A 25032-nucleotide genomic window follows, 5' to 3' on the forward strand; every position below is an offset into this window, starting at 1 on the left:
AGTGCAGCCGGTGCGATGCGGCCGGCGGCCTCTTGCGCGCGCTGATCCGGGACGACAGCGCGCCGCGTCCGAGCCCGCCACTCAGACCAGGAGGGGGCGTCGTGACCGCGGAGACCTCCCAGACGCTCGACCGAGGACTGCGTGTCCTGAAACTGCTCGCCGACACCGATCACGGGCTGACCGTCACCGAGCTGTCCAACAAGCTCGGCGTCAACCGCACCGTGGTCTACAGACTGCTGGCCACCCTGGAGCAGCACGCTCTGGTGCGCCGCGATCTGGGCGGCCGGGCCAGAGTCGGCCTGGGCGTGCTGCGGCTCGGCCGTCAGGTCCACCCGCTCGTCCGGGAGGCCGCGCTGCCCGCGCTGCGCTCGCTGGCCGAGGACATCGGGGCCACCGCGCACCTCACGCTCGTCGACGGCACCGAAGCGCTCGCCGTCGCCGTCGTGGAGCCCACCTGGACCGACTACCACGTCGCCTACCGGACCGGCTTCCGGCACCCGCTGGACCGCGGGGCGGCAGGCCGGGCGATCCTCAAGGCCCGCCAGGGCCGCACCCAGGACGCCGGACTCGCCCTGACGCACGGGGAGTTGGAGGCGGGCGCGAGCGGGGCGGCGGCGCCGCTGCTCGGGGTGAGCGGCATCGAGGGGAGCGTGGGCGTGGTGATGCTCGCCGACACCGTCAACGACCGGATCGGGCCGCGGGTGGTCGACGCGGCCAGGGAGGTCGCCGAAGCCCTGCGGTGACTCGTTCCGTAGGGGGGCACCGAAGCCCTGCGGTGAGCCGTCGCGGCGCGGCGTACGGGCCTGGGCGCCTGCGGTGACCCGTCCCGTACGGGGGTCAACTAGGGTGGCGGGGTGTCCTCACGCGCCCGTGCCCTGACGATCTGTGCCGTCCTCGTCCTCGCCCTGCTGCTGACGGCGGCCCTCGCGCCGCTGCCGTTCTCGGTGGCCTATCCCGGGCCGACGGCGAATGTGCTCGGGGTCAACAAGGGGAAACCGGTGATCACCGTCTCCGGAGCGGACGTCCGCAAGACCAGCGGGCAGCTGCGGATGACCGCCATCGTCGCCACCGGACCCGACGCCCCGGTCCATCTGCCGGACGTCGTCAGGAGCTGGTTCCGTACGGACCAGGCCGTGATGCCGCGCGAGGCGGTCTACCCGGTGGGCGACAACATCAAGGAGATCGCCGAGCACAACGCGGCGCAGATGAAGGGCTCGCAGAACTCCGCGACCAGCGCCGCGCTCGGCCACCTCCACAAGTCACCGAAGGACGTCAAGGTCACCCTGCGGCTGGCGGACATCGGCGGGCCGAGCGCCGGCCTGATGTTCGCGCTCGGGATCATCGACAAGCTGGAAGGGGACGGCGCGGGCCACGACCTGACCGGCGGCCGGACCATCGCGGGCACCGGGACCATCACCGCCGACGGCAAGGTCGGCCCGGTCGGCGGGGTGCCGCTGAAGACGCAGGCGGCGCACCGCGACGGCGCCACCGTCTTCCTCGTCCCGCAGCGGGAGTGCGCCGACGCGCAGGCCGAGCTGCCCCGGGGGATGCGGCTGGTCCCCGTCACCACGCTCGACGGCGCGGTGGACGCGCTGAAGGCCCTCAAGGGCGGCGGCAAGGTCCCCGCCTGCTGAAGCCTGGCCCGATGGCCCGATGGCCCGATGGCCCGATGGCCCGATGGCCCGATGGCCCGGCGGTGGCAGGCGGGATCCCGTAGGGGCGAGCCGGCCCCGGTCAGCCCTCCTTGACGAAGCCCGCCTCGACCAGCCAGTCCAGGGCGACCTTGTGCGGGTCCTGCCCGTCCACGTCCACCTGGCGGTTGAGCCGCTGAGCCACGGTGTTGTCGAGCGCCTTGGTGATCGGCGCCAGCACCTCGGCGATCTTCGGGTGTTTCTTCAGGGACGCGGAGTTGATCGCGGGGGCGGCGTTGTAGTTGGGGAAGAAGTGCTTGTCGTCGGCGAGCACGTGCAGCTGCATCGCCTTGATCCGGCCGTCGGTGGTGAAGACCTCGCCGAGCGTGCAGGTGCTGCCCTTGGCGGTCTCGGTGTAGACGACGCCGCCGGTCATCCTGCGGATGTTGGCGGGCGGGATCTTCATGCCGTACGCCCGCGCCATGCCGGGGTAGCCGTCGTTGCGGGCGGAGAACTCGTTCTCCACGCACATCGACAGCGCGCCGGGACTCTTGCGGGAGAGCCGCGCGACGTCCGAGAGGGTGTGCAGGCCCAGCTTCTTCTGGTGGGCGGTGTTGAGCGCCAGCGCGTAGGTGTTGTTGAGCTTCGACGGCGGCAGCCAGACGATGCCGTTCTTCGCGTCCTCGTCCCGCACCACCTGCCACTGCTTGTGCGGGTCGGCGATCGGCTTGGCGTGGCCGAGGTAGGTGATCCAGCCGGTGCCGGTGTATTCGTATGTGGCGTCCGCCGTACCGGACTTGACCGCCTCGCGGGCGCCGATCGACCCCTGGATGCTGGTCTTGTCGATGACCGTGGCGCCGGCCGCCTCGAAGACGATGCCCATGATCTGGCCGAGGACGATCTGCTCGGTGAACTCCTTGGACGTCACGGTCAGTTGGGCGCCTTCGAGCGGCCGTCCCGGATAGCCGTCCGGGCCGGGGGAGACGTCGTCGCTCATCGCGCTGCCGCTGACCAGACCGCACCCGCTGAGCGCGGTGCAGGCCAGCAGCGCGGTGGCGAGGAGGGCGGCGCGGCGCAGGCGGCTCTGCTGCCGGTGGTTCCGGTGTTTCCGCTGGATGCTCACGTGGTCGCCTCCAGGCCGCGTGGCCTCAGCAGCAGTTCGGCGAGCGATGCCAGCCATTCGACCAGCAGGGCGAGCGCCACGGTCAGGACGGAGCCGAGGATCAGTACGGGCATCCGCTGGGTCACGATGCCCGCCGAGATCAGGTCGCCGAGACCGCCGCCGCCGCCGAAGGTGGCCAGCGTCGCGGTGCCGACGTTCAGGACCAGCGCGGTGCGGACCCCGGCCAGGATCAGCGGTACGGCGAGCGGCAGTTCGACCTTCCGCAGGACGCCCAGGGGGGACATGCCGATGCCGCGGGCGGCCTCGGTGAGCGTGGGGTCGATGCCGCGCAGCCCTGCGATGGTGTTGGCCAGCACCGGCAGCACCGCGTAAATGACCATGCCGACGATGGCGGAGCCCGCGCCGATGCCCAGCCAGATCACCAGCAGGATCAGCAGGCCGAGCGCGGGGATCGCCTGGCCGAGGTTGGCGAGGGCCATCGCCACCGGGGTGGCCCGGCGCAGCTTGGCGCGGGTCAGTGCGATGCCCAGCGGGATCGCGATGATCAGCACGAAGAAGGTGGAGACGACGGTGAGCTGGATGTGCTGGCGCACCGCGAGGCCCACCTTGCCGTTGTCCACCGCCTGGTGGGCGATGGAGTCGAGGCGGGCGCCGCGGAACCACAGCCAGGTGATGAGCAGCGCGGCGATCAGGAAGACCGGCATGAAGGTCCACTTCTGCCAGCTGATGCGGCGGGCTCCGGGTGCGGCCCGGACGGGTGCCTCGCCGGTCGCGGTCTCCCGCTCCTCGGCCTGGACCAGGTCGCGGAAGGCCAGCCCGTGCACCTCGTGTTCGCCCGGCGGCCGTTCGTCCCTGCGCGGGGTGCGCTCGTCGCGCGGCGTCATGCGCCGGCTCCCCGGGAGCTGCCCGCGCCGTTGATGCCCTCCTGCGCCATGTGGGTCTGGCGGGCCCGCTGTTCCTGGAGTTGGTGCTGGTGCTCGACGGCTTCCAGCCGGTCCGCCTCCAGCAGTTCGTGGACGTTGTTCATCAGGGTTTCCATGTCGACGACGCCGATGTACTCGCCGCGCCTGCCGGTGACCGCGACCCGTCCCGCGTTGTCGGTCAGCACCGCCTCCAGGGCGTCGCGCAGCGTCGCGTCCCGGGTCACCGTGTCGTGCACCAGCGTCCCGGCCCGCGCCAGCGACCCCTTGGCGCGGGAGAGGTCACCGCGGCGCAGCCACTTGTAGGGGCGGCGGTGCCGGTCGAGGAGCAGGACCTCGTTGGTGGTGCCGGAGCGCAGCAGGTCGAAGATGTCCTGGAGCGGGTCGTCCACGCCTGCGGTGGCGAAGTCGACGATGCCGACGTCGCGTACGCGGGTGAGGTTGAGGCGTTTGAGTGCGGCGCCCGCGCCGACGAAGCCGGACACGAAGTCGTCCGTCGGGTTGGTGAGGATGGCTTCGGGGGTGTCGAACTGGGCGATGTGCGAGCGCTCGCGGAGCACCGCGATGCGGTCGCCGAGCTTGATGGCCTCGTCGAAGTCGTGGGTGACGAAGCAGATGGTCTTGTGCAGCTCGTGCTGGAGCCGGATCAGCTCGTCCTGGAGATGGTCGCGGGTGATCGGGTCGACGGCGCCGAACGGCTCGTCCATGAGCAGTACGGGCGGGTCGGCGGCCAGTGCGCGGGCGACGCCGACGCGCTGCTGCTGGCCGCCGGAGAGCTGGCGCGGATAGCGGTGGCGGAACTCGCCGGGATCGAGACCGACGAGGTCGAGCATCTCCTCGACGCGGCTTTTGACCTTCGCCTTCGACCAGCCCACCATCTTCGGCACCAGCGCGATGTTCTGCGCGACCGTCATGTGCGGGAAGAGCCCCGACGACTGGATGGCGTAGCCGACCTTGCGGCGGAGCCTGACCGGGTCCATGTCGGTGACGTCCTCGTCACCTATGCGTATCCGCCCGGAGGTGGGCTCGATCAGCCGGTTGATCATCTTGAGCGTGGTGGACTTGCCGCAGCCCGAAGGGCCGACGAAGACCACCAGCTCGCCGGCCTTGATCTCCATGTTGACGCTGTCCACCGCCGGGTTCGGATTGCCCGGGTAGATCTTCGTCAGGTTCTCCAGATGGATGCGGGCGCCGGATGCGGTGGCCGCGGCGGACGTCTCAGGCACGGATCCCCCTGGGGATGGTCAGGCGTCCGATCAGGACGTAGACGGCGTCGAAGAGCAGGGCGAGAACGGCGATCCCGAGGGTGCCGGACAGCACTTGGTTGAGGGCGTTGGCGCTGCCCAGGGAGGCGATGCCGCGGAAGATCTCGTTGCCGAGGCCGGGGCCCGAAGCGAACGCGGCGATGGCGGCGATGCCCATCAGCATCTGTGTCGCGACCCGGATGCCGGTGAGGATCGGCGGCCAGGCCAGCGGGAGTTCGACCCGCAGGAGGCGGGCGGTGCGGGACATCCCGATGCCCTTGGCGGCGTCGACGAGGGTGGGGTCCACCCCGCGCAGCCCGACGATGGCGTTGCGCACGACCGGCAGCAGTCCGTACAGCGTCAGGGCGATGACGGTGGGGGCGACGCCGAGGCCGACGATCGGGATGAGCAGGCCGATCATGGCGAGCGAGGGGACGGTCAGGATCGTGGCGGTGGCGGTGGTGGCGAGGTTGCCGGCCCAGTCGCTGCGGTACGTGAGGACGCCGAGCAGGACCCCCAGCACGGTGGCGATCACCATGCACTGGATGACCGCGCTGGCGTGCTGCAGCGTATCCGTCAGCAACTGGGCGTGCCGGCTGCCGACGTACTCCCAGAAGCTCACTCGCGCTCCCCTCGGTCAGTCCCCCGACGCCTGTTGCACCAGAGGGATGATGCGCAGCGGAACCGGATTTTCCATCACGATTGCTGTCGAAGCTCGCACGATGCCATCAAAACCTACTACCCGGTCGATCACACGTTGGAGGTCGGCGTTGGACCGCGCGACGAGCCTGCAGAGCATGTCCCCATGTCCCGTCGTTGTATGCAGCTCCAATACCTCGGGAACGGTCGTCAAATGGGCGCGAACGTCCGCACCTTGCCCTTGTTTGATCTCAAGTGTCGCGAATGCGGTCACCGGGTAGCCCAGTGCGGCCGGGTCGACGTCCGGGCCGAAACCTCTGATCACTCCATTGGACTGAAGGCGGTCGAGGCGCGCCTGCACCGTCCCGCGTGCCACGCCGAGCCGCCGCGACGCCTCCAGGACGCCGATCCGCGGCTCCCGGGCCAGCAGTTCGAGAAGCGCCCCGTCCAAATGATCGATCGCCATCGCAGCCTCCTCCGTTTTCGATGGTCATCCTGTACAGATGTACCGGTGGCACCCCCAGTTCGCTATACATAATGCCCAGTGAATGCACAAACTATTGCGCACCTTGTGGATCGGAGGGAATCTGCGGCCATGGCAGACACCACGATGCACACGCAGCCCACCCCCGGCACGGCTCGTCAGGCTGACCCCTTCCCGGTCAAGGGGATGGACGCGGTCGTCTTCGCCGTCGGCAACGCCAGGCAGGCCGCGCACTACTACGCCACCGCCTTCGGCATGAAGAGCGTCGCCTACTCCGGACCGGAGAACGGCAGCCGCGAGACCGCCAGTTACGTGCTCGAATCCGGCAGCGCCCGGTTCGTGTTCACCTCCGTCATCAAGGCGACCACCGACTGGGGCCGCTTCCTCGCCGACCACGTCACCGCCCACGGCGACGGCGTCATCGACCTCGCCGTCGAGGTCCCCGACGCCCGTGCCGCGTACGCCTACGCCCTGGAGCACGGCGCCACCGGCATCGAGGAGCCGTACGAGACCAAGGACGAGAACGGCACCGTCGTCCGCGCCTCCATCGCCACCTATGGCGAGACCCGGCACACCTTCGTCGAGCGCACGAATTACCACGGCCCCTACCTGCCCGGCTATGTCGCCACCGCGCCGATCGTGGAGAGCGGCCCCCGCCGGTTCCAGGCCATCGACCACTGCGTCGGCAACGTCGAACTCGGCAGGATGAACGAGTGGGTGACCTTCTACAACAAGGTCATGGGCTTCACGAACATGAAGGAGTTCGTCGGCGACGACATCGCCACCGAGTACTCCGCCCTGATGTCGAAGGTCGTCGCCGACGGCACCCGCAAGGTCAAGTTCCCGCTCAACGAGCCGGCGATCGCGAAGAAGAAGTCGCAGATCGACGAGTACCTGGAGTTCTACGGCGGCCCCGGCGTCCAGCACATCGCGCTGGCCACCAATGACATCGTCGCCAGCGTCCGGGCGATGCGCGCGGCCGGTGTGGAGTTCCTGAACACCCCCGACTCCTACTACGACACCCTCGGCGAGTGGGCGGGCGAGACCCGGGTGCCGGTCGAGACGCTGCGCGAGCTGAAGATCCTGGTCGACCGCGACGAGGACGGCTACCTGCTCCAGATCTTCACCAAGCCGGTCCAGGACAAGCCGACGGTCTTCTTCGAAATGATCGAGCGGCACGGCTCGATGGGCTTCGGCAAGGGCAACTTCAGGGCCCTCTTCGAGGCGATCGAGCGCGAGCAGGAGCTGCGCGGCAACCTGTGAGCCGCGCCCGCTCCTGAGCGCCGTCCGCCTCCCCGCGGCGCGGCCCGGTGCGATGCCCTCGGGCGTCGCACCGGGCCGCGATCTTCCCTGCGGCGCCCACGGGTGGGACGCTGGACGCCATGGACCTCATCGCACACCTGCGCGCAGGACTTCCCGGGGAAGCGGTCCTCACCGACCCCGACGTCACCGGCTCCTACGCCCGCGACATGGCCAGCTTCTGCGCGGCGGGCACCCCCGCCGTCGTCGTCCTGCCGCGCACCGTCGAGCAGGTCCAGCACGTCATGCGCACCGCCACCGCGCTGCGCGTCCCGGTCGTCCCGCAGGGCTCGCGCACCGGCCTGTCCGGCGCGGCCAACGCGTCCGACGGCTGCATCGTCCTCTCGCTGTCCAAGATGGACGCCATCGTCGAGATCAACCCCGTCGACCGGATCGCGGTCGTCGAACCGGGCGTCATCAACGCCACCCTCTCCCGCGCCGTCAACGAGCACGGCCTGTACTACCCGCCGGATCCCTCCAGTTGGGAAGAGTGCTCCATCGGCGGCAACATCGGCACCGCGTCCGGCGGCCTGTGCTGCGTCAAGTACGGCGTCACCGCCGAGTACGTGCTCGGCCTGGACGTCGTACTCGCCGACGGCCGGCTCCTGACCACCGGCCGGCGCACCGCCAAGGGTGTCGCGGGCTACGACCTCACCCGGCTGTTCGTCGGCTCCGAAGGCAGCCTCGGCGTCATCGTCCGCGCCGTCCTCGCCCTCAAGCCGCAGCCGCCCCAACAGCTGGTGCTGGCCGCCGAGTTCCCCTCCACCGCCGCCGCCTGCGAGGCGGTCTGCGAGATCATGGCCCGCGGCCACGCCCCCTCGCTCCTCGAACTCATGGACCGTACGAGCATCCGCGCCGTCAACGCCATGACGAAGATGGGCCTGCCGGACACCACCGAGGCGCTGCTGCTGGCCGCCTTCGACACCCCGGAACCGGCCGCCGACCTCGCCGCTGTGGGCGCGCTGTGCACCGCGGCCGGCGCCACCGACGTCGTACCCGCCGAGACCCCGGCCGAGTCCGACCTGCTGCTCCAGGCCCGCCGGCTGACCCTGACCGCCCTGGAACAGCTCAAGTCGGCCACCATGATCGACGACGTCTGCGTGCCCCGCTCCCGGCTGGCCGCCATGCTCGACGGCACCGCCGCCATCGCCGAGAAGTACGACCTCACCATCGGCGTCTGCGCGCATGCCGGCGACGGCAACACCCACCCCACCGTCTGCTTCGACGCCGGCGACCCCGACGAGTCCCGCAGGGCCCGCGCCTCCTTCGACGACATCATGGCGCTCGGCCTGGAACTGGGCGGCACGATCACCGGCGAGCACGGCGTCGGCGTCCTGAAGAAGGAGTGGCTGGCGCGCGAACTGGGCCCGGTGGGCCTGGAGTTGCAGCGCGGCATCAAGGGCGTCTTCGACCCGCTGGGCCTGCTCAATCCGGGCAAGCTGTTCTGAGGGGCCCGGTGCCTCCCGCTCTGAGGGGCCCGGTGTCTCCCGCCGCCCTCGTAGAGTCTCCGTCCATGAACACCACCTTGATGTCCGTCACCGGCCTGCTCGTCCTCGCCCTCCTCCTGCTGATATCCGCCGCCGACCGCCGCGCCAAGGCCCAGAACCGCCGCATCGCCCGCCTGGAACGGAGGATCGACCTGCTGTCCGCGCACACCGGCCTCCAGGAGCCCGATGACCCCGCGCACGCCGAGATCGACGAGCTGCTGGGGCAGGGCAAGAAGATCCAGGCCATCAAGCGGCACCGCGAACTGACCGGCTCCGACCTCGTCGAGGCCAAGACGGCCGTCGAGCGCCGGATGCGCTGACGCCCCGCCGGGCCCAGGATGGGCCCTGGGACGTCTCCACCAGACCCCGGCATCCGCACGGGCCCCGCCGAGCCACCCGAGGAGCGAGAGCCGATGGCAGCCAGCGCAACGCCCCGAGCCGCCGACGAAACCTACGACGTCATCGTGCTGGGCGCGGGCCCGACCGGCGAGAACCTCGCCGACCGCGCGCACGCCGCCGGGCTGAGCGCCGTCGTCGTGGAGAGCGAACTGGTCGGCGGCGAATGCTCCTACTGGGCCTGCATGCCGAGCAAGGCCCTGCTGCGCCCGGTCACCGCCAGGTCCGAGGCCCGCCGGGTGCCGGGCCTCAAGGACGCGGTGGAAGGACCCCTGGACGCCGAGGCCGTGCTCGCCCACCGCGACGCCTTCGCCTCCCACTGGAAGGACGAAGGGCAGGTCCGCTGGCTGGAGTCGGCCGGCATCGGCCTGATCCGCGGCCAGGGCAGGCTCGCCGGGCCGCGGCGGGTCGCCGTCGACGGCAGGACCCTGACCGCACGGCACGCGGTCGCGGTCTGCACCGGCAGCCGCGCGGTGCTGCCGCCGGTCCCGGGGCTCGCCGACGCCAAGCCCTGGACCAGCCGCGAGGCGACCAGCGCTGGATCCGTACCCGGCCGCCTGGTGATCGTCGGCGGCGGTGTGGTCGGCGTCGAGATGGCCACCGCCTGGCGGGCCCTGGGCGCGTCCGTGACGCTCCTGGTGCGCGGCGACGGACTGCTGCCCCGGATGGAACCGTTCGCCGGACACCTGGTCGCCGAATCGCTCGCCGAGGCGGGGGTGCTGCTGCGCACCGGCGTCGAGGCCCGTGAGGTGCGCCGGGAGGCCCCGGGCGGTGTCGTCACCGTCGTCCTGGACACCGGCGACGAGATCATCGCCGACGAGATCCTGATCGCCGCGGGCCGCGCGCCGCGCACCGACGACATCGGCCTGGAGACCGTCGGCCTGGAACCCGGCAGCTGGCTCACGGTCGACGACAGCTGCCTGGTCGCCACACCCGGCGACGGCGACTGGCTCTACGGCGTCGGCGACGTCAACCACCGCGCGCTCCTGACCCACCAGGGCAAATACCAGGCCAGGATCGCCGGCGCCGCCATCGTCGCCCGCGCCCGGCAGGTACCGGTCCTGGAATCCGACCGCTGGGGGGCGCACGCCGCCACCGCCGATACCGCCGCCGTCCCGCAGGTCGTCTTCAGCGACCCCGAGGCCGCGTCGGCCGGACTGACCGCCGCCGAGGCGGAGCGCGCCGGATACCGGATCCGCGTCGTCGACCAGGACCTGGGCGCGGTGGCTGGCGCCGCCCTGTACGCCGACGGCTACCGCGGCCGGGCCCGGATGGTCGTCGACCTGGACCGCGAGACCGTGCTCGGCGCGACCTTCGTCGGCCCCGGCGTCGGCGAACTGCTGCACTCCGCGACGGTCGCGGTGGCCGGCGAGGTCCCCATCGAACGCCTCTGGCACGCGGTGCCCGCCTACCCGACGATCAGCGAGGTGTGGCTGCGGCTGCTGGAGGCGTACCGCGACGGCACGGCTTAGAGGGCGCCCGGACTCAGCCCGGCGCCACGTCCCCGCCCAGCGCCGCCGCGATCCGCAGATGGCCGGCGGCGTCATCGGGGCGGCCCTGGCGCTCCAGGGTGCGGCCGAGCATCAGGTGGGCGTACTCCTCGACCGGATCGACGTCCAGGACGCCGCGCAACTCGGTCTCGGCGCGCCGCAGTTGGGCCGAGTGGTAGTAGGCGCGGGCGAGCAGCAGGCGCGGGCCGACCCGGGCGGGCGCCTCGTCGACCAGGTCGCGCAGGATCCGGGCAGCCGCGGTGAAGTCCTTGGCGTCGAAGAACAGCTGAGCGCGCTCCCAGCGTGCGGCCGGGGCGCCGTGGGTGAGGTAGGTGTCGTCGTGGCGGGCGTCTGCGCGGCCTGGCACGCCGTTCGCCGTGCCGTCCGCCGTTCCGTACGCCCTGAAGTCCTGAGGGTCGTGGTGCGCTGCGGTCATGACCGTGGAACACCACGAGATGGTTGAACATTCCATGAACGGGAGGGCGGGTGGGAGCTACCGCACCCTCCCCGGTCCGCGCCGGTGCCCGACGGGGCGTGCGCCACGCGCTACGCCCCGGGCTCCGACGACTCGTCGGGCGCCCAGGGGTCGGCCGTCCACAGGTCGTCGCGGGTCGCCAGCGTCAGCAGCTCGCTCAGCCCTTTGTCGATGCCCAGGTGCTCCTGCTCGGATCCCGGCGGCACCACCCGCAGGGTGCGCTCCAGCCAGGCCGACACCGCCGCGGCCGGCGCCTCGAGGAGCGCGTCACCGTCCGGCGACGACAGCGCCATGCAGACCAGGCTGCGCCCGTCCAGCTTCGTCGGCCACACCCGCACGTCCCCGTGGCCGCACGGCCGGAACACGCCCTCGACGAGCAGTTCGCGGGCGAACGTCCAGTTGACGGGCGCGTCCGAGCCGATGTGGAAGGTGACGTGGACGGCGTAGGGGTCGTCGGTCCTGTAGGTCAGCCTGGCCGGTACCGGAACGCTCCGCTCCGCTGACACGACCAGGCCCAGTTCCAGTTCTCGTTCCACCACGGTGTGCATGAGGTCCACCTCTCTCCGCTCGCTGCGCGGGCCCCGGGAAAATCCGCCCGCGCAAGGAGAGAGGCCGCAGCCGCCGGTTCCTTACACAACTTCGTACAACTTTTTTCGCGGGCCTCTTCCAGGTGGTCGTGGACCCGAGCGCCGCCGTGACGACCGGAGGTCTGATAGATGTGGACGCTGCGTTGCGGCAGACTGCATCCCACATCCACCAGGACGAATACAGATACGGGACTTCGGACATGAGCGCCCCTACCTCAGGATCCGCCGGCAGCCCCACGCCAGGCTTCTACCCGGACCCGTCCATCCCCGGCTACATCCGGTACTGGAACGGTGCCGCGTGGGTGCCGGGCACCAGCAGGCCGGCGCCCGCCGACGGGGAGGCGATGCCCGCACCGCCGCCCGGGGCCGCGCCCGTCACCCCCGCGCCGCCCGTCACCCCCGTCGAGGAGACCGGGCCGGTTTTCTTCGACGAGGAAGCGGCGGGACAGAACCTGCCGGGCGCGCGCAGGGCCGACGACGCACCCGCCGCCTGGGACGACCCCGCCAGGCTGCACGGTTCAGGACCCGAGCCCGCGTCCGCCTGGCAGGCCGACGCCTCCCGGCAGGGCGGCTTCGGCGGCGAGGCCGCGGCCCGCGTCTCCTGGGGATCGCCCGACCAGCCGGGCGCCCCGCAGGGCGCGGGCGCCTGGGGCGGCCTGCCGCCGCAGCGCGACCAGCGGGCCGGGGGAGCGGAGCGCGGCACGGGCGAGCCGCCCCAGGCGCCTGTGGCACCGGCCCCGCGGCAGCCGGATGCGCCGCGGCAGCCGGATGCGCCGCAGGACCCCGACACCCCGCGGACGGACGGCACCGTCACGATCCGCGCCGTCCAGCCGCCCACCCGCGACCAGGGCACGACGGCGATCCGCGCGGTCCGCCCGGACGGCGGCGGAGCACCCAAGGGCAACGACACCATGGCCATCCGGCTGCCCCCGCGCGGCGGCCCGGCACCGTCGGGGCCGCCCGGCACGTCGGGTCCTGGCGCCCCGCAGCCGCTGCCGTCGGCGGGAGCCCCGCAGCAGACGCCACCGCAGGCACCCCAGGTGTCCCAAGCGCCCCAGGCACCCCCGGCGTCGCACCCGGGCGCCGTACCGGGCCAGGGCCGCCCGCCGCAGCCCACGGCAGGTCCCGGAGCAGGCCCGCAGGGTCAGGCCGCGCCCGCTCCCTCGCCCGGGTTCCCGGGCCAGGGCGGTCCCGCGGGCGCGCCGCCCGCGTCGGGGCCGGGCGCCGACGAGGGCGTCATCCCCTGGAAGCCGCCGAGCGCCGACGTCTTCTTCGCCGCGGCGCAGGCCGCCCAGGGGCACCCCGCCGCGCTGGGCCGCAGGCTCGGCGCCCGGCTGATCGACCTGGCCGTGCTGCTGCTCGTCACCGTCGCCGCCGCGCTGCCGCTGTGGGGCTCGGCCGTCGACCACATCGACGGCAAGATCGAGGCGGCCAAGCAGTCCGGCAGGCAGGTGACGGTCTATCTGCTGGACGGCACGACCTTCCCGGTCTTCGCCGTGGTGCTGGGTGTCCTGCTGATCGGCGGCGGCCTGATCGAGGTGCTGCCGACCCTCAAGTGGGGCCGCACCCTCGGCAAGAAGCTGTGCGGGGTGCGGGTGCTGGACATCGAGAGCCATGACACCCCGCCGGTCGCGGCTGCGATCAAGCGCTGGCTGGTGTACGGCGTGCTGGGTGTCCTGGTGGTGGGTGTGGCCAACGCCGCCTGGTGCCTGTTCGACCGCCCGTGGCGGCAGTGCTGGCACGACAAGGTGGCGCGCACGTTCGTGGCCGCCGACTGACCCTGCGCGGCGGGCGCGCGGCCCGGATACCCCGAACGGCCTTCGCCGGATGCGGAGGGCCGCCGCAGAGGGTCGACTCGGGCCATGAGCAGCGAGACGCCCCGGCCCGGATCCGGTGAACCACCGGAGGACGACCCGTTCCTGAAGAAGCCGCAGGAGCCGCCGGCGGGTGGCGCCGGCGGTTCCCCGTACGGCGGTGCCGGCGCCCCGCCTCCTGGCGGCCCGCCCCCGGGAGACGGCACCCCGCCGCCCTTCGGCCAGGATCCCTACGGCGGCGGCCGGTACGCGGGCAATCCCTACGGCGGCGAGTACGGCGCGGCCGATCCGCTCGCCGGGATGCCGCCGCTGGCCGGGCGCGGCAGGCGGCTGGTGGCGCGCATCATCGATGCCATCATCATCGGCGTACCGGTCATGCTGATCATGAACGCGATCGTCGGCTGGGTGGACTACACCAGCACCAGCAACGCCCAGACCAGCAAGCAGGCGACGGTGTCCGGTGTGACGATGCTGGTGTATCTCGTCTACGAGGGTCTGATGCTGACCAGCCGGGGGCAGACGCTCGGCAAGATGGCGATGAAGATCCGGGTGGCGATGCTGTCGAACGGCTCGGTGCCGACCCAGCAGGCGGGCTGGCTGCGGGCGGCCGTCTACACGCTGCCGGAGATCGTGCCGTGCTGCGGATTCATCTTCTGGCTGGTCAACGTCCTGTGGTGTACCTGGGACAAGCCGTACCAGCAGTGTCTGCACGACAAGGCGGCCAAGACCGTGGTGGTGTCGGCGGCCTGACGGCTCTCAGCGCGAGGGGCGGCCGGCGCCGGCGCGGGTGGCGGCCGGCCGGGGGACGCGGGGGTGCGGCAGGCGGGCGGGCGCGGGCTCCCAGCGCGTGGTGGCGCGGGCGCGGGTGGCGCGGCGGCGGACCACCCGCGCGATGCCCGGCATCGGCACCGTCATCGCGACCAGCAGCCCGAGCCCGAGCCCGGCGACGGCGATGACCGCGACGCCGATCCCGGTCCGCGTCTGCGACAGCAGCAGCATCGCGAGGGTGGACAGGAAGACGGTGGCCGAACCGTAGGCGAGCTGTGCGGCGGTCGGACGAGGCATGACGGGATCCGTCCTCGGAGCGTCGGCTGGATGTCGGTCGACAAGGGGTGTGCCGCCAATCGACTCTACGGTCCTTACTTCCCGTCAGGAACCTCTGGTAAGCGTGACCTCACCCACCGTCCCGGCGCACGGGGGGCGCACCGGTTCATCGCAGGGGTGAACGGGTGTTCGTGGTGCGGCCGTTGAAGGTGGGGCTGCGGGGGCCGGTGTCCGCACCTCGCCGACCGTGCAACGTACGTCGATGACGTGAGCAAGTCAAGATCTGTCTTTTCCTCCGCCCTTCCGGTCAAATGCCTCGAACAGTGACCGTTCACAGGGGAGGGAAGCGTCAAGTGAGATATCGGAGAAGGGTGTTCAGACCGGCCGCCCTGGCCACGGCGATCGCCGCGATCGGGGCGGCTGCTTTGTCGTCGGGGGCGGTGGCCGCGGCCGAATCCGGCCGCCCGCAGCCCGTTGCGCACCGTCAGGACCCGGCGCCCGAGCGGGCCGTTGACCACGACCTGAAGGGCCCGTTCAGCGACCGGCAGGCGGCGCAGCGCAAGGAAGCGCTCCAGCAGGTCATATCCGGCGACGCCGAGGCGAAGCAGCGGGGCGCCTCGCGGGTCGTGAAGCTGGGGAAGAGCAAGTACGTCGAGCTGGCGCGGGAGAAGACCGACAAGATCTTCACGATCCTGGTGGACTTCGGCGACAAGGTCGACGACACCACCCTGTACGACCCGGACGGCGACGGGCCGAAGCCGCCGGTGAAGAAGTACGGCGGCGAGCCGGGCCCCGCGCACAACGAGATCGCCGAGCCGGACCGCAAGGACGACAACAGCACCGCCTGGCAGCGGGACTTCGACCGGAAGCACTTCCAGGACCTGTACTTCTCGCACGACAAGAAGAAGCAGTCGCTGGCGAAGTACTACGAGAAGCAGTCGTCGGGCCGCTACTCCGTCGACGGCGAGGTATCCGACTGGGTGCGGGTCGGCTGGAACGAGGCGCGGTACGGCTCGAACTACTGCGGTGACACCAACTGCCCCAGCGCCTGGGACCTGATCCGCGACGGCGTCAACCAGTGGGCGCAGGACCAGAAGGCGGCCGGCCGCACGGACGCGCAGATCAAGGCCGACCTCGCCGCGTACGACCAGTGGGACCGCTACGACCACGACGGCGACGGCAACTTCAACGAGCCCGACGGCTACATCGACCACTTCCAGATCGTGCACGCGGGCGAGGACGAGTCCGCGGGCGGCGGCGTCCAGAAGACCAACGCCCTCTGGGCGCACCGCTGGTACGCGTACGGCACCGACGCGGGCAAGAGCGGACCGGAGGGGAACCGGGCGGGCGGCACCGAGATCGGCGGCACCGGTATCTGGGTCGGCGACTACACCATGCAGCCGGAGAACGGCGGCCTGGGCGTCTTCGCCCACGAGTACGGGCACGACCTGGGGCTGCCGGACGAGTACGACACCACCGGTACCGGCGAATCGTCGGTGGACTTCTGGTCGTTGATGTCGTCGGGCTCCTGGCTCGGCACCGGCCACAACGCCATCGGTGACCTGCCGGGCGACATGAGCGCCTGGGACAAGCTCCAGCTGGGCTGGCTCAGTTACGGCAAGGCGAAGGCCGCGACACCGTCCACCCACAGGCTCGGCGTCGCCGAGTACCACACCAAGGACGAGCAGGCGCTGGTCGTCGACCTGCCCGCCAAGTCGGTGAGGACCGACATCGTCCCGCCGGCCGAAGGCGCCCACCAGTGGTGGAGCGGCATGGGCGACAACCTCAAGAACACCCTCTCCCGCCCGGTGGACCTCACCGGCGTCTCCAAGGCGGCGCTGACCCTCAAGGGCTGGTGGGACATCGAGGAGAACTACGACTTCCTGTACGCCGAGGTCTCCACGGACGGGGGCACCGACTGGACGCCGCTCGACGGCACCGCGAACGGCAAGGCCGTCCCGCGCGACGGCGGCGGCAAGCCGGGCCTGACCGGCGCCGCGGGCTCCTACCAGGACCTGGTCTTCCCGCTCGACGCGTACGCGGGCAAGAAGATCGACCTGCGCTTCCGCTACCAGACGGACGGCGGGATGGCCCAGAAGGGCTTCGCCGCCGACGCGCTCGGCGTGGTCGCCGACGGCAAGCCGCTCTTCACCGACGGCGCCGAGGGCGACGACAACGGCTGGAGCGCCAAGGGCTTCTCGCGGATCGGCGCGTCCTTCACCAAGGACTACCCGCAGTACTACCTCGCGGAGAACCGCCAGTACGTCTCGTACGACACGACCCTGAAGACCGGCCCGTACAACTTCGGCTGGACCACAGGGCGGCCGGGCTGGGTCGAGCACTTCCCGTTCCAGAACGGGGTGCTGGTGTGGCTGTGGGACACCTCGCAGCCGGACAACAACGTCGGCACGCACCCGGGCCGCGGCCAGATCCTGCCGGTCGACGCCCACCCCAAGGCCGAGAAGTGGGCCGACGGCAAGCTGATGCGCAACCGCTTCCAGACCTACGACGCGACGTTCACCCGGCACCGCACGGATGCCCTGCGGCTGCACAAGGACGGCAAGCCGGTGCGGATCAAGTCGAAGAAGGGCGTAGCAGTCTTCGACGATCACAACGGCGTCTACTACGACAAGGCGAACCCGACCGGTGGTGTCCTCGTTCCTGACACTCACACCCGGATCAAGATCATCAAGGAGGCCGGGGACGGCTCCACGGTGACCCTCCAGGTGGGACGGGCGCCTAAGTAACCGGTAAAGCCGCAGGTCAAAACATGATCGGCCGTTGCCCCCTGGCGGGCGGCGGCCGATCGCGTTTAGATGCGTCCTACAGTTCCTTGTTGACGCTGAGTCTCACGGGGGAGATATGCCCATGACCGGTGGCGGTTACATCAGACTTCCCGGCGGCAGTGTGGTGGTCGCCCTCGCCCTGCCGAGACCGGGCGGCGGCGGCCGTCGCGTCCGCGTACTCGTCCACGCCGCGAACCGCCAGCGCGCCCTGACCAGGCTGCGCAATCACGGGCTGCGCGCCGTCTACCTGCGCGGCAACATGCAGCCGCCGACACCGGACGAGGTGACCGCCGTCCTGCACCACCCGGACGGCCTGGTGTGGCGCCAGGCCCCGGACGACGACACGGAGTCCTGGCACCCGATACGGGCGCTGCTGCGGCCCGCGAACGCCGCCTGAGGGACGGGCTCCGGCGGCCCGGTCAGCCGGTGGCGACCACCGGCTTGCCGGACAGCTCGGCGCCCGCCTCCCGCAGCTCGGCCAGCGTCCGCTCGGTGGTGCGAGGGGACACCCCCGCCGTCAGGTCGAGGAGCACACGGGTGCGCAGCCCGGCCCGCAGCGCGTCCAGCGCGGTGGCCCGTACGCAGTGGTCGGTGGCGAGCCCGACCACGTCGACCTCGGTGACCCGGTGGGCGCGCAGCCAGTCGGCGAGCGAGGTGCCGTTCTCGTCCGTGCCCTCGAAACCGCTGTACGCGGCCTCGTACGCGCCCTTGTCGAAGACCGCGTCGATGGCGCCGGAGGCGACGGCGGGCGCGAAGTTCGCGTGGAAGCCGCTGCCTTCGGTGCCGGCCACGCAGTGCACCGGCCAGGAGTGCTCGTAATCCGGCCGGTCGGAGAAGTGGTCGCCCGGATCGATGTGGTGGTCGCGGGTGGCCACCACGTGGCGGTAGCCGCTGCCCGCGGCGCGGCCCACCAGGTCGGTGATGGCCGCGGCGACGTCCGCGCCGCCCGCCACCGCGAGGCTGCCGCCCTCGCAGAAGTCGTTCTGTACGTCGACGACGAGCAGTGCCCGGTGCATGGTGCGTGCCTTCCGGATGGAGGTCGGGGAGCCCGCCGCGACGGGGTTCTCCGGTGGTGTGACCGAGGGTAGTCACCTTCCGGCCCGAGCGGGAGTGGCCGGATGGGGCCGTCCGCCGGGCCGGTGGGGCGGGGGCGTGCGCCCGCGCCCGGCGGCGTCAGACGTATTCGGTCGGGATCACGGCCTCGCCGCGGGAGAGCTGGGTCGCCGACAGCGGCAGCCCGGCGCGGGCCGCGATGTGCCGGTCCCGCACCGCGTCCAGCGGCTCGCGCGCCACCACATCGCCCGCGGTCACCAGCGGCACCAGCAGCTGCCGCCCGGCCAGCTCCTCGGGTACCTCGCCGGTCCCCACGACCTCGGCCTCGGCCACGCCGTCCTCGTCCAGCCGGCGCGCGGCCCACTTACGGCCGCCGACGGACGACTTGGCGCCCATCGACTTCTTCGCCACCGCCTTCAGCGGGGCGCCAGGCGCGTTGCTGTCCGCCCGCGCCACCAGCTTGTAGACCATCGAGCAGGTCGGGTGGCCGCTGCCGGTCACCAGCTGGGTGCCGACGCCGTACGCGTCCACCGGCGCCGCCGCGAGCGAGGCGATGGCGTACTCGTCCAGATCGCTGGTCACCACGATCTTGGTGTCCCTGGCGCCCAGCTCGTCGAGCTGCTGGCGGACCCGGTGGGCGATCAGCAGCAGGTCGCCGGAGTCGATCCGGACCGCGCCGAGTCCAGGACCCGCGACCTCGACGGCGGTGCGGACCGCCTCGGCCACGTCGAAGGTGTCCACCAGCAGCGTCGTGCCGCTGCCGAGGGTGTCGACCTGCGCGGTGAAGGCGTCCCGCTCGGTGTCGTGGAGCAGGGTGAAGGCGTGCGCGCTGGTGCCGACGGTGGGGATGTTGTAGCGGAAGCCGGCCGCCAGGTCGGACGTGGTGTGGAAGCCGCCGACGTACGCGGAGCGGGCCGCGGCCACCGCCGCCAGCTCGTGGGTGCGGCGGGCGCCCATCTCCATCAGCGGGCGGTTTCCGGCCGCCACCGACATCCGGGACGCGGCGGCGGCCACCGCGGAGTCGTGGTTGAGGATGGAGAGGATCACCGTCTCCAGCACCACCGCCTCGGCGAAGGTGCCCTCGACCCGCATGATCGGGGAGCCGGGGAAGTAGACCTCGCCCTCCGGGTAGCCCCAGATGTCGCCGCGGAAGCGGTAGCCGGCCAGCCACTCCAGCGTCGGCTCGTCCAGGATGCCGCGCTCGCGCAGGAAGCCGAGGATGGTCTCGTCGAACCGGAAGTTCTCCACCGCGTCCAGCACCCGGCCGGTGCCGGCCACCACGCCGTAGCGGCGGCCCTCGGGCAGCCTCCGGGTGAAGACCTCGAAGACCGAGCGGCGGTCCGCGTTCCCGGACCGCAAGGCGGCCTGCAGCATGGTGAGTTCGTACTGGTCGGTGAAGAGCGCAGTCGACGGCACGGCCACCGGCAGCCCCAGGTCTGCTGTGTTCATGAAGGAGATGCTACCCCCATTACTCGTCACTCTGACGATTTCGGGTCGGGGTGGCAGCCGGAGGCCATCGGTGACCGTGCGGGAGGTGCGTGCCTGTGGGGCGTTTGTGCGCCGCCCGCCCCCGGGTGGCAGCATGGGGCACGTGAGCGCTCATCCGTCACCCACGATCACTCTCCGGCCGCACCGCTGCACCCTCAGCGTCCCGGTGGAGATCGAACGTCCCGAGTCGAGCGAGGCTCCCTATGAGGTGCCGGAACCCGACGTCCCGTGGGTCACGATCGTCCACAACGACCCCGTCAACCTCATGAGCTACGTCTCCTATGTCTTCCAGTCCTACTTCGGCTACAGCAAGGACAAGGCCCACCAGTTGATGCTCGACGTCCACCACAAGGGCCGCGCGATCGTCTCCAGCGGCAGCCGCGAGGAAATGGAACGCGACGTGCAGGCCATGCACGGCTACGGCCTGTGGGCGACCCTCCAGCAGGACCGCTGATGGCCGGCCACTTCGAGCCCCAGCCCGGCGGCGGCGCCGCCGTCACCCTCGACGAGGTCGAGATCTCCATCCTGCGCAGCCTCGCCGTGCAGCTCCTCGAACTCGTCGGCCCGGGGGACGAGCCCGGCGACGGCGGCAGCGACGACCTGCTCGCCTCGGTCTTCAACGACGGCCCCAGCGAGCCGCCCGCCGACCCCGTCCTGGCCCGCCTCTTCCCGGATGCGTACGGCGGCCCCGACGTGGTGCCGGACGACGACGTGCGCGCCGCGTCCGGCGAGTTCCGCCGCTACACCGAGAACGATCTTCGCGCCCGCAAGCGCGACGACGCCCTGGTGCTGATCCGCTCGCTGGACGCGCTGTCGGCCGACCCGGAGACGGGCGCCGTGCTGCGCCTGGCGCCCGGCGAGTGCCGGCAGTGGCTCGGCACCCTCAACGACCTCCGGCTGGCCATCGGCACCCGCCTCGACGTCACGGACGAGGACGACGGCGGGGAGCTGCTGCGGCTGCCCGACACGGACCCGCGCAAGCCCATGGTGCTGGCCTACCTCTGGCTCGGCGGGCTCCAGGAAACACTTGTCGAATCGCTGATGTCCTGAAACCTGGTTACCATTCCGGGGACATTCGCTCAGCGGATGCTCAAATCCGGATAACGATCCCATCACCACACGCGTGCGCCTTGCCGAGTCTTTAGGACTTTGTCCTGATTTTCGTGCGGCCCTGCCCCGGGGCATCCCTGGTCGGCTTACAAGGCGCCGTGATAGATGTTCACGACCTGCCGTGAGTGACGCCACCCATGTCGCTGCGGGAGCGCTGAGCCGGCCGACCGTCGGCGTGCAGGAACTCCATCCGGGGGGATCGGAACCCGATCCGGACAGACCGGGTCGGTATGGAGAAAGGCGCACCACTCATGACCTCTGTGCAGGTCGACAAGCAGCACGACGGCAATGAGGCCGCTGGGAAAGGCTCGGAAGAGGGCTACCAGCGGGGTCTGGGAAACCGCCAGATCCAGATGATCGCCATTGGTGGCGCCATCGGTACCGGCCTGTTCCTGGGGGCGGGCAAGGCGATATCCAAGGCGGGGCCCAGCATCATCCTGGCCTACGCGATCGTCGGTCTCGTCATCTTCTTCATCATGCGGGCACTGGGCGAACTGCTCATGTACCGGCCCGTCTCCGGCTCCTTCTCGGAGTACGGACGTGAATTCCTCGGCCCGTTCATCGGCTTCGTGACCGGCTGGACGTACTGGCTGTTCTGGGTCGTCACCGGCATCACCGAGGTAACTGCCGCGGCCACCTATATTCACTACTGGAACCAGGACATCCCACAATGGGTGTCCTCATTGATCTTCACCGTTGCACTCTTCGGCATCAACCTGATCTCCGTGAAGATCTTCGGAGAGCTGGAATTCTGGTTCTCGATGGTCAAGGTCACCGCGATCATCGGAATGATCCTCATCGGTCTCGGCGTCATCATCCTCGGCTTCTCCGACGCCGGTGACACCGCTTCCTTCTCCCTTCTCTGGTCCGACGGCGGTTTCTTCCCCAGGGGTGTCGGCGGCACGCTGATGACCCTGCAGATCGTGATGTTCGCGTTCCTCGCCGTCGAACTCGTCGGCGTCACCGCGGGCGAGGCCAAGGACCCGAAGAAGGTCCTGCCCAAGGCGATCAACACCGTTCCGTGGCGCATCGGCCTCTTCTACATCGGCGCGCTCATCATCATTCTGTCCGTCGTCAGCTGGACGGCCTTCGCGCCGAACGTCAGCCCCTTCGTCGAGGCGTTCCGGCACATCGGCCTGCCGGCCGGCGCCGGCATCGTCAACTTCGTCGTGCTGACCGCCGCGCTGTCGTCCGCCAACTCCGGCATGTACTCCACCGGCCGGATGCTGCGGGACCTCGCGCTCAACGGCCAGGGCCCGAAGCTCTTCACGCACCTCAGCAAGAACGGCCTGCCCACCTGGGGCACCGGCGTCTCCGTCGCGATGATGCTGGTGGGTGTCTGGATCAACTACCAGTGGCCGGGCGACGCGTTCAACTACGTCGTCTCCTTCGCCACCATCTCCGGCATGTGGGCCTGGATCGTCATCCTGCTCTCGCAGCTGCGCTTCCGGGCCAAGGCCAACCGCGGCGAGCTGCCGCAGTCCGAGTTCAAGGCGCCGGGCGCCCCGTACACCTCGCTCTTCGCGCTCGCCTTCATCGCGATGGTGATCGTGATGATGGGTGTGGACCCGGATGCCCGGATCTCGCTGTACGCGGCGCCGGTGTGGGCCGCCATCCTGACCGTCGGCTACCTCGCCATCAAGCGCAGGGACGCCGCCACGGCCACCGCTGTCCCGGCGGCGGAGGGCACGTCTTCGGACGGGGACACGAAGGGCTGACCCTCACTCCCGTCCCAGCATGCGGGCCCGTACGTACCACTCTCCGGTACGTGCGGGCCCGTCGGCCGTCCGCACCCTTTCCGGGGCGCCGCGGCGGGCCCTCTTATCCTTGCCGCATGCTGACCCTTACCAAGGCCCTCCACGACCAGATCGTCGCGCACTCCCGTAAGGACCACCCCGACGAGGCGTGCGGCGTCGTCGCGGGACCGGCCGGCAGCGGCCGTCCCGAGCGCTTCATCCCGATGCTGAACGCCGCCCGCTCGCCCACGTTCTACGAGTTCGACTCGTCGGACCTGCTCAAGCTCTACCGCGAGATGGACGACAGGGACGAGGAGCCGGTGATCGTCTACCACTCGCACACCGCCACCGAGGCGTACCCGTCGCGCACCGACATCTCGTACGCGAACGAGCCGGGCGCGCACTATGTCCTGGTATCCACCGCTGACGCCGACGATGCCGGACCCTTCCAGTTCCGCTCGTTCCGCATCGTGGACGGCGTGGTCACAGAGGAACCGGTCGAGCTGGTGGATTCCTACGCCTGACCTGGGGCTTCCTCGGCCGCTGCGGGTACGGGCCGAGGCGGTGGCCCGTACCGTGTCCCACCTGGCGTACACCCACCGTCCGCATCATGGGACGAGGTTCCAATACCCGGACCGGGAATCGCTACGATGACCACATGGTTGACCACGACGTGCGCGAGAAGAGGAGGGCCATGCACCAGCAGGCTCCGCTCGCCACGCGTCGCTCCGCCTCCGCCCTGCTGGGCGCCTTCGGCTGCGGAGCCGCCCGGCTGCACATCGACCTGTGCCGCCTGGCCGGCGCCATCTGTACGCGCCGCGCCGCCGCCTGAGCCGCAGCTCCGCGCCCCCGACGCACCCGCACCGCCGCAGGCCGTGCACTCGGGACGTACGCCACCCGCCACCGCACTCCGACAGGAGCACTCTCATGGCCATCGAGGTCCGAATCCCGACCATCCTGCGCACCTACACCGAAGGCGCCAAGGCCGTCGAGGGCAGCGGGGCGACCCTCGCCGACCTCTTCGCCGACCTGGAGAGCCGGCACGCCGGCATCCGCGAGCGCCTCGTCGACGGCGAGCAGCTGCGCCGCTTCGTGAACGTCTACCTCAACGACGAGGACGTCCGCTTCCTGGAAGGCATCTCCACCAAGCTCACCGACGGCGACCACGTCACGATCCTGCCGGCCGTGGCCGGCGGAGCGGTCTGACGGTGCGGTACGACTCCCCGCTGGCGGCGGTCGGGAACACCCCGCTCGTCCGCCTGCCGCGCCTCTCGCCGTCCGACGACGTCCGCATCTGGGCGAAGCTGGAGGACCGCAACCCCACGGGCTCGGTCAAGGACCGCCCCGCGCTGCACATGATCGAGCAGGCGGAGAAGGACGGCAGGCTCACCCCCGGCTGCACGATCCTGGAGCCGACCAGCGGCAACACCGGCATCTCGCTCGCCATGGCGGCCAAGCTCAAGGGCTACCGCATCGTCTGCGTGATGCCGGAGAACACCTCGTCCGAGCGGCGCGAACTGCTCGCGATGTGGGGCGCCGAGATCATCTCCTCGCCCGCGGCGGGCGGCTCCAACACCGCCGTACGGGTCGCCAAGGAACTCGCCGCCGAACACCCCGACTGGGTGATGCTCTACCAGTACGGCAACCCCGACAACGCCGGTGCGCACTACGCCACCACCGGCCCCGAGATCTTCGCCGACCTGCCGTCCGTCACCCACTTCGTGGCGGGCCTCGGCACCACCGGCACCCTGATGGGCGTCGGCCGCTACCTGCGCGAGAAGGTCCCCGGCATCCAGATCGTCGCCGCCGAACCGCGCTACGACGACGTCGTCTACGGGCTGCGCAACCTCGACGAGGGCTTCATCCCGGAGCTGTACGACGAGTCGGTGCTCACCACCCGCTTCTCCGTCGGCTCCCAGGACGCGGTCGCCCGTACCCGCGAACTCCTCGCCGAGGAAGGCATCTTCGCCGGAATCTCCACCGGCGCCGCCCTGCACGCGGCCATCGGCGTCGGCAAGAAGGCGCTGCGCGCCGGGCAGAGCGCCGACATCGTCTTCGTCGTCGCCGACGGCGGCTGGAAGTACCTCTCCACCGGCGTCTACACCGCCGAGTCGACCGAGGCGGCCATCGACACGCTGCACGGCCAGCTCTGGGCCTGACCCGCCTGACCCCTTCTGCACCGCCTGCGGGCGGGCCCGGATCTCACGGGCCCGCCCGCAGGCGGTG

General features: G+C 71.0%; 27 protein-coding genes. 17 read left to right on the forward strand and 10 right to left on the reverse strand.

From position 1 onward, the window contains the following. Positions 1-101: 101 nt before the first annotated feature. Complete coding sequence (locus tag ACIBK8_RS03660; RefSeq protein ID WP_393685770.1) at positions 102-743, forward strand: IclR family transcriptional regulator; 642 nt, start codon at positions 102-104, stop codon at positions 741-743. Positions 744-854: 111 nt separating this feature from the next. Then, positions 855-1634: a S16 family serine protease gene (locus ACIBK8_RS03665; protein ID WP_399039865.1), complete on the forward strand. Its 780-nt coding sequence runs from the start codon at positions 855-857 to the stop codon at positions 1632-1634. A gap of 100 nt (positions 1635-1734) precedes the next feature. On the opposite strand, the gene ACIBK8_RS03670 is transcribed toward ACIBK8_RS03665, so the two are convergent. Genes ACIBK8_RS03670 through ACIBK8_RS03690 form a run of 5 tightly spaced genes read right to left on the reverse strand, consistent with a single transcriptional unit; the run spans position 1735 to position 6023 of the window. Beyond that, complete coding sequence (locus ACIBK8_RS03670; RefSeq protein ID WP_399039866.1) at positions 1735-2754, reverse strand: glycine betaine ABC transporter substrate-binding protein; 1020 nt, start codon at positions 2752-2754, stop codon at positions 1735-1737. Next, entirely contained in the window at positions 2751-3638 is an 888-nt protein-coding gene (locus ACIBK8_RS03675) for an ABC transporter permease (RefSeq protein ID WP_393685764.1), read from the reverse strand. Before ACIBK8_RS03675 ends, ACIBK8_RS03670 begins: the two co-directional genes overlap by 4 nt. After that, positions 3635-4900, reverse strand: coding sequence for a betaine/proline/choline family ABC transporter ATP-binding protein (locus ACIBK8_RS03680; protein WP_399039867.1), 1266 nt, complete (start codon positions 4898-4900; stop codon positions 3635-3637). The genes ACIBK8_RS03675 and ACIBK8_RS03680 overlap by 4 nt, the downstream gene beginning before the upstream one ends. Beyond that, entirely contained in the window at positions 4893-5540 is a 648-nt protein-coding gene (locus ACIBK8_RS03685; RefSeq protein ID WP_399039868.1) for an ABC transporter permease, read from the reverse strand. Before ACIBK8_RS03685 ends, ACIBK8_RS03680 begins: the two co-directional genes overlap by 8 nt. A 15-nt stretch (positions 5541-5555) precedes the next feature. Further along, complete coding sequence (locus ACIBK8_RS03690) at positions 5556-6023, reverse strand: Lrp/AsnC family transcriptional regulator (RefSeq protein ID WP_227049569.1); 468 nt, start codon at positions 6021-6023, stop codon at positions 5556-5558. Positions 6024-6152: 129 nt separating this feature from the next. Between ACIBK8_RS03690 and hppD the strand changes: the two genes are divergently transcribed. From hppD to ACIBK8_RS03710, 4 genes are all read left to right on the forward strand, one after another. Then, the gene (hppD, locus tag ACIBK8_RS03695; RefSeq protein ID WP_399039869.1) at positions 6153-7304 is read left to right on the forward strand and encodes a 4-hydroxyphenylpyruvate dioxygenase; all 1152 of its coding nucleotides are present in this window, start codon (positions 6153-6155) and stop codon (positions 7302-7304) included. 119 nt (positions 7305-7423) lie between these two features. After that, positions 7424-8788, forward strand: coding sequence for an FAD-binding oxidoreductase (locus ACIBK8_RS03700; RefSeq protein WP_399039871.1), 1365 nt, complete (start codon positions 7424-7426; stop codon positions 8786-8788). A gap of 65 nt (positions 8789-8853) precedes the next feature. Beyond that, positions 8854-9147, forward strand: coding sequence for a hypothetical protein (locus ACIBK8_RS03705; protein WP_399039873.1), 294 nt, complete (start codon positions 8854-8856; stop codon positions 9145-9147). A 93-nt stretch (positions 9148-9240) separates the two neighbouring features. Beyond that, positions 9241-10695 (forward strand): dihydrolipoyl dehydrogenase family protein, encoded by a 1455-nt coding sequence (locus ACIBK8_RS03710; protein ID WP_399039874.1) that lies wholly within the window; start codon positions 9241-9243, stop codon positions 10693-10695. A gap of 13 nt (positions 10696-10708) precedes the next feature. Here the strand turns inward: ACIBK8_RS03710 and ACIBK8_RS03715 are convergent, their stop codons facing one another. Together ACIBK8_RS03715 and ACIBK8_RS03720 are read right to left on the reverse strand one after the other, a co-directional pair. After that, a complete protein-coding gene (locus tag ACIBK8_RS03715) occupies positions 10709-11080 on the reverse strand; it encodes a tetratricopeptide repeat protein (RefSeq protein WP_399040281.1) in 372 nt (123 codons plus the stop codon). A gap of 179 nt (positions 11081-11259) precedes the next feature. Further along, positions 11260-11736 carry an SsgA family sporulation/cell division regulator gene (locus ACIBK8_RS03720; RefSeq protein WP_399039876.1) on the reverse strand — a complete coding sequence of 159 codons (477 nt, stop codon included), beginning with the start codon at positions 11734-11736 and terminating at the stop codon, positions 11260-11262. A 239-nt stretch (positions 11737-11975) separates the two neighbouring features. Between ACIBK8_RS03720 and ACIBK8_RS03725 the strand changes: the two genes are divergently transcribed. Further along, a complete protein-coding gene (locus ACIBK8_RS03725; protein ID WP_399039879.1) occupies positions 11976-13553 on the forward strand; it encodes an RDD family protein in 1578 nt (525 codons plus the stop codon). Positions 13554-13637: 84 nt separating this feature from the next. After that, a complete protein-coding gene (locus tag ACIBK8_RS03730; RefSeq protein ID WP_399039880.1) occupies positions 13638-14339 on the forward strand; it encodes an RDD family protein in 702 nt (233 codons plus the stop codon). Between the two features lie 6 nt (positions 14340-14345). On the opposite strand, the gene ACIBK8_RS03735 is transcribed toward ACIBK8_RS03730, so the two are convergent. Continuing rightward, positions 14346-14654 carry a hypothetical protein gene (locus tag ACIBK8_RS03735; protein WP_399039881.1) on the reverse strand — a complete coding sequence of 103 codons (309 nt, stop codon included), beginning with the start codon at positions 14652-14654 and terminating at the stop codon, positions 14346-14348. Positions 14655-14986: 332 nt separating this feature from the next. On the opposite strand from ACIBK8_RS03735, the gene ACIBK8_RS03740 reads away from it, so the two are divergent. Together ACIBK8_RS03740 and ACIBK8_RS03745 are read left to right on the forward strand one after the other, a co-directional pair. After that, complete coding sequence (locus tag ACIBK8_RS03740) at positions 14987-17380, forward strand: immune inhibitor A domain-containing protein (protein ID WP_399039882.1); 2394 nt, start codon at positions 14987-14989, stop codon at positions 17378-17380. Between the two features lie 121 nt (positions 17381-17501). Beyond that, complete coding sequence (locus tag ACIBK8_RS03745) at positions 17502-17816, forward strand: hypothetical protein (protein WP_393685741.1); 315 nt, start codon at positions 17502-17504, stop codon at positions 17814-17816. A gap of 22 nt (positions 17817-17838) precedes the next feature. Here ACIBK8_RS03745 and ACIBK8_RS03750 read toward each other — a convergent pair whose 3' ends face one another. Both ACIBK8_RS03750 and ACIBK8_RS03755 read right to left on the reverse strand, forming a co-directional pair. Next, a complete protein-coding gene (locus ACIBK8_RS03750; RefSeq protein WP_399039883.1) occupies positions 17839-18435 on the reverse strand; it encodes an isochorismatase family protein in 597 nt (198 codons plus the stop codon). 157 nt (positions 18436-18592) lie between these two features. After that, positions 18593-19921 (reverse strand): nicotinate phosphoribosyltransferase, encoded by a 1329-nt coding sequence (locus ACIBK8_RS03755; protein ID WP_399039884.1) that lies wholly within the window; start codon positions 19919-19921, stop codon positions 18593-18595. 205 nt (positions 19922-20126) lie between these two features. Here ACIBK8_RS03755 and clpS point away from each other — a divergent pair, with 205 nt between their 5' ends. From clpS to ACIBK8_RS03790, 7 genes are all read left to right on the forward strand, one after another. Next, positions 20127-20414, forward strand: coding sequence for an ATP-dependent Clp protease adapter ClpS (gene clpS / locus ACIBK8_RS03760; protein WP_227050406.1), 288 nt, complete (start codon positions 20127-20129; stop codon positions 20412-20414). Continuing rightward, the gene (locus ACIBK8_RS03765; RefSeq protein ID WP_399039885.1) at positions 20414-21010 is read left to right on the forward strand and encodes a DUF2017 domain-containing protein; all 597 of its coding nucleotides are present in this window, start codon (positions 20414-20416) and stop codon (positions 21008-21010) included. Before clpS ends, ACIBK8_RS03765 begins: the two co-directional genes overlap by 1 nt. A gap of 311 nt (positions 21011-21321) precedes the next feature. After that, positions 21322-22788 (forward strand): amino acid permease, encoded by a 1467-nt coding sequence (locus ACIBK8_RS03770; RefSeq protein WP_399039886.1) that lies wholly within the window; start codon positions 21322-21324, stop codon positions 22786-22788. A 116-nt stretch (positions 22789-22904) separates the two neighbouring features. Next, positions 22905-23330 (forward strand): Mov34/MPN/PAD-1 family protein, encoded by a 426-nt coding sequence (locus tag ACIBK8_RS03775; protein WP_399039887.1) that lies wholly within the window; start codon positions 22905-22907, stop codon positions 23328-23330. A 134-nt stretch (positions 23331-23464) separates the two neighbouring features. Further along, a complete protein-coding gene (locus ACIBK8_RS03780; RefSeq protein ID WP_393685728.1) occupies positions 23465-23638 on the forward strand; it encodes a putative leader peptide in 174 nt (57 codons plus the stop codon). A 95-nt stretch (positions 23639-23733) separates the two neighbouring features. Then, positions 23734-24012 carry a MoaD/ThiS family protein gene (locus tag ACIBK8_RS03785; protein WP_399039888.1) on the forward strand — a complete coding sequence of 93 codons (279 nt, stop codon included), beginning with the start codon at positions 23734-23736 and terminating at the stop codon, positions 24010-24012. Between the two features lie 2 nt (positions 24013-24014). Next, positions 24015-24965: a PLP-dependent cysteine synthase family protein gene (locus ACIBK8_RS03790; RefSeq protein ID WP_399039889.1), complete on the forward strand. Its 951-nt coding sequence runs from the start codon at positions 24015-24017 to the stop codon at positions 24963-24965. Positions 24966-25032: the final 67 nt, after the last annotated feature.

The sequence above is a fragment of the Streptomyces sp. NPDC050161 genome (assembly GCF_044460025.1).
Lineage (GTDB): Bacteria > Actinomycetota > Actinomycetes > Streptomycetales > Streptomycetaceae > Streptomyces.

Bases quoted from the DNA above. Each gene is read 5' to 3' on its own strand.
- ACIBK8_RS03675 (WP_393685764.1), bottom strand. From the start codon at position 3,638: ATGACGCCGCGCGACGAGCGCACCCCGCGCAGGGACGAACGGCCGCCG.
- ACIBK8_RS03690 (WP_227049569.1), bottom strand. From the start codon at position 6,023: ATGGCGATCGATCATTTGGACGGGGCGCTTCTCGAACTGCTGGCCCGG.
- hppD (WP_399039869.1), top strand. From the start codon at position 6,153: ATGGCAGACACCACGATGCACACGCAGCCCACCCCCGGCACGGCTCGT.
- ACIBK8_RS03700 (WP_399039871.1), top strand. From the start codon at position 7,424: ATGGACCTCATCGCACACCTGCGCGCAGGACTTCCCGGGGAAGCGGTC.
- ACIBK8_RS03705 (WP_399039873.1), top strand. From the start codon at position 8,854: ATGAACACCACCTTGATGTCCGTCACCGGCCTGCTCGTCCTCGCCCTC.
- ACIBK8_RS03710 (WP_399039874.1), top strand. From the start codon at position 9,241: ATGGCAGCCAGCGCAACGCCCCGAGCCGCCGACGAAACCTACGACGTC.
- ACIBK8_RS03720 (WP_399039876.1), bottom strand. From the start codon at position 11,736: ATGCACACCGTGGTGGAACGAGAACTGGAACTGGGCCTGGTCGTGTCA.
- ACIBK8_RS03725 (WP_399039879.1), top strand. From the start codon at position 11,976: ATGAGCGCCCCTACCTCAGGATCCGCCGGCAGCCCCACGCCAGGCTTC.
- ACIBK8_RS03730 (WP_399039880.1), top strand. From the start codon at position 13,638: ATGAGCAGCGAGACGCCCCGGCCCGGATCCGGTGAACCACCGGAGGAC.
- ACIBK8_RS03735 (WP_399039881.1), bottom strand. From the start codon at position 14,654: ATGCCTCGTCCGACCGCCGCACAGCTCGCCTACGGTTCGGCCACCGTC.
- ACIBK8_RS03745 (WP_393685741.1), top strand. From the start codon at position 17,502: ATGACCGGTGGCGGTTACATCAGACTTCCCGGCGGCAGTGTGGTGGTC.
- ACIBK8_RS03750 (WP_399039883.1), bottom strand. From the start codon at position 18,435: ATGCACCGGGCACTGCTCGTCGTCGACGTACAGAACGACTTCTGCGAG.
- ACIBK8_RS03755 (WP_399039884.1), bottom strand. From the start codon at position 19,921: ATGAACACAGCAGACCTGGGGCTGCCGGTGGCCGTGCCGTCGACTGCG.
- ACIBK8_RS03765 (WP_399039885.1), top strand. From the start codon at position 20,414: ATGGCCGGCCACTTCGAGCCCCAGCCCGGCGGCGGCGCCGCCGTCACC.
- ACIBK8_RS03770 (WP_399039886.1), top strand. From the start codon at position 21,322: ATGACCTCTGTGCAGGTCGACAAGCAGCACGACGGCAATGAGGCCGCT.
- ACIBK8_RS03775 (WP_399039887.1), top strand. From the start codon at position 22,905: ATGCTGACCCTTACCAAGGCCCTCCACGACCAGATCGTCGCGCACTCC.
- ACIBK8_RS03780 (WP_393685728.1), top strand. From the start codon at position 23,465: ATGGTTGACCACGACGTGCGCGAGAAGAGGAGGGCCATGCACCAGCAG.
- ACIBK8_RS03785 (WP_399039888.1), top strand. From the start codon at position 23,734: ATGGCCATCGAGGTCCGAATCCCGACCATCCTGCGCACCTACACCGAA.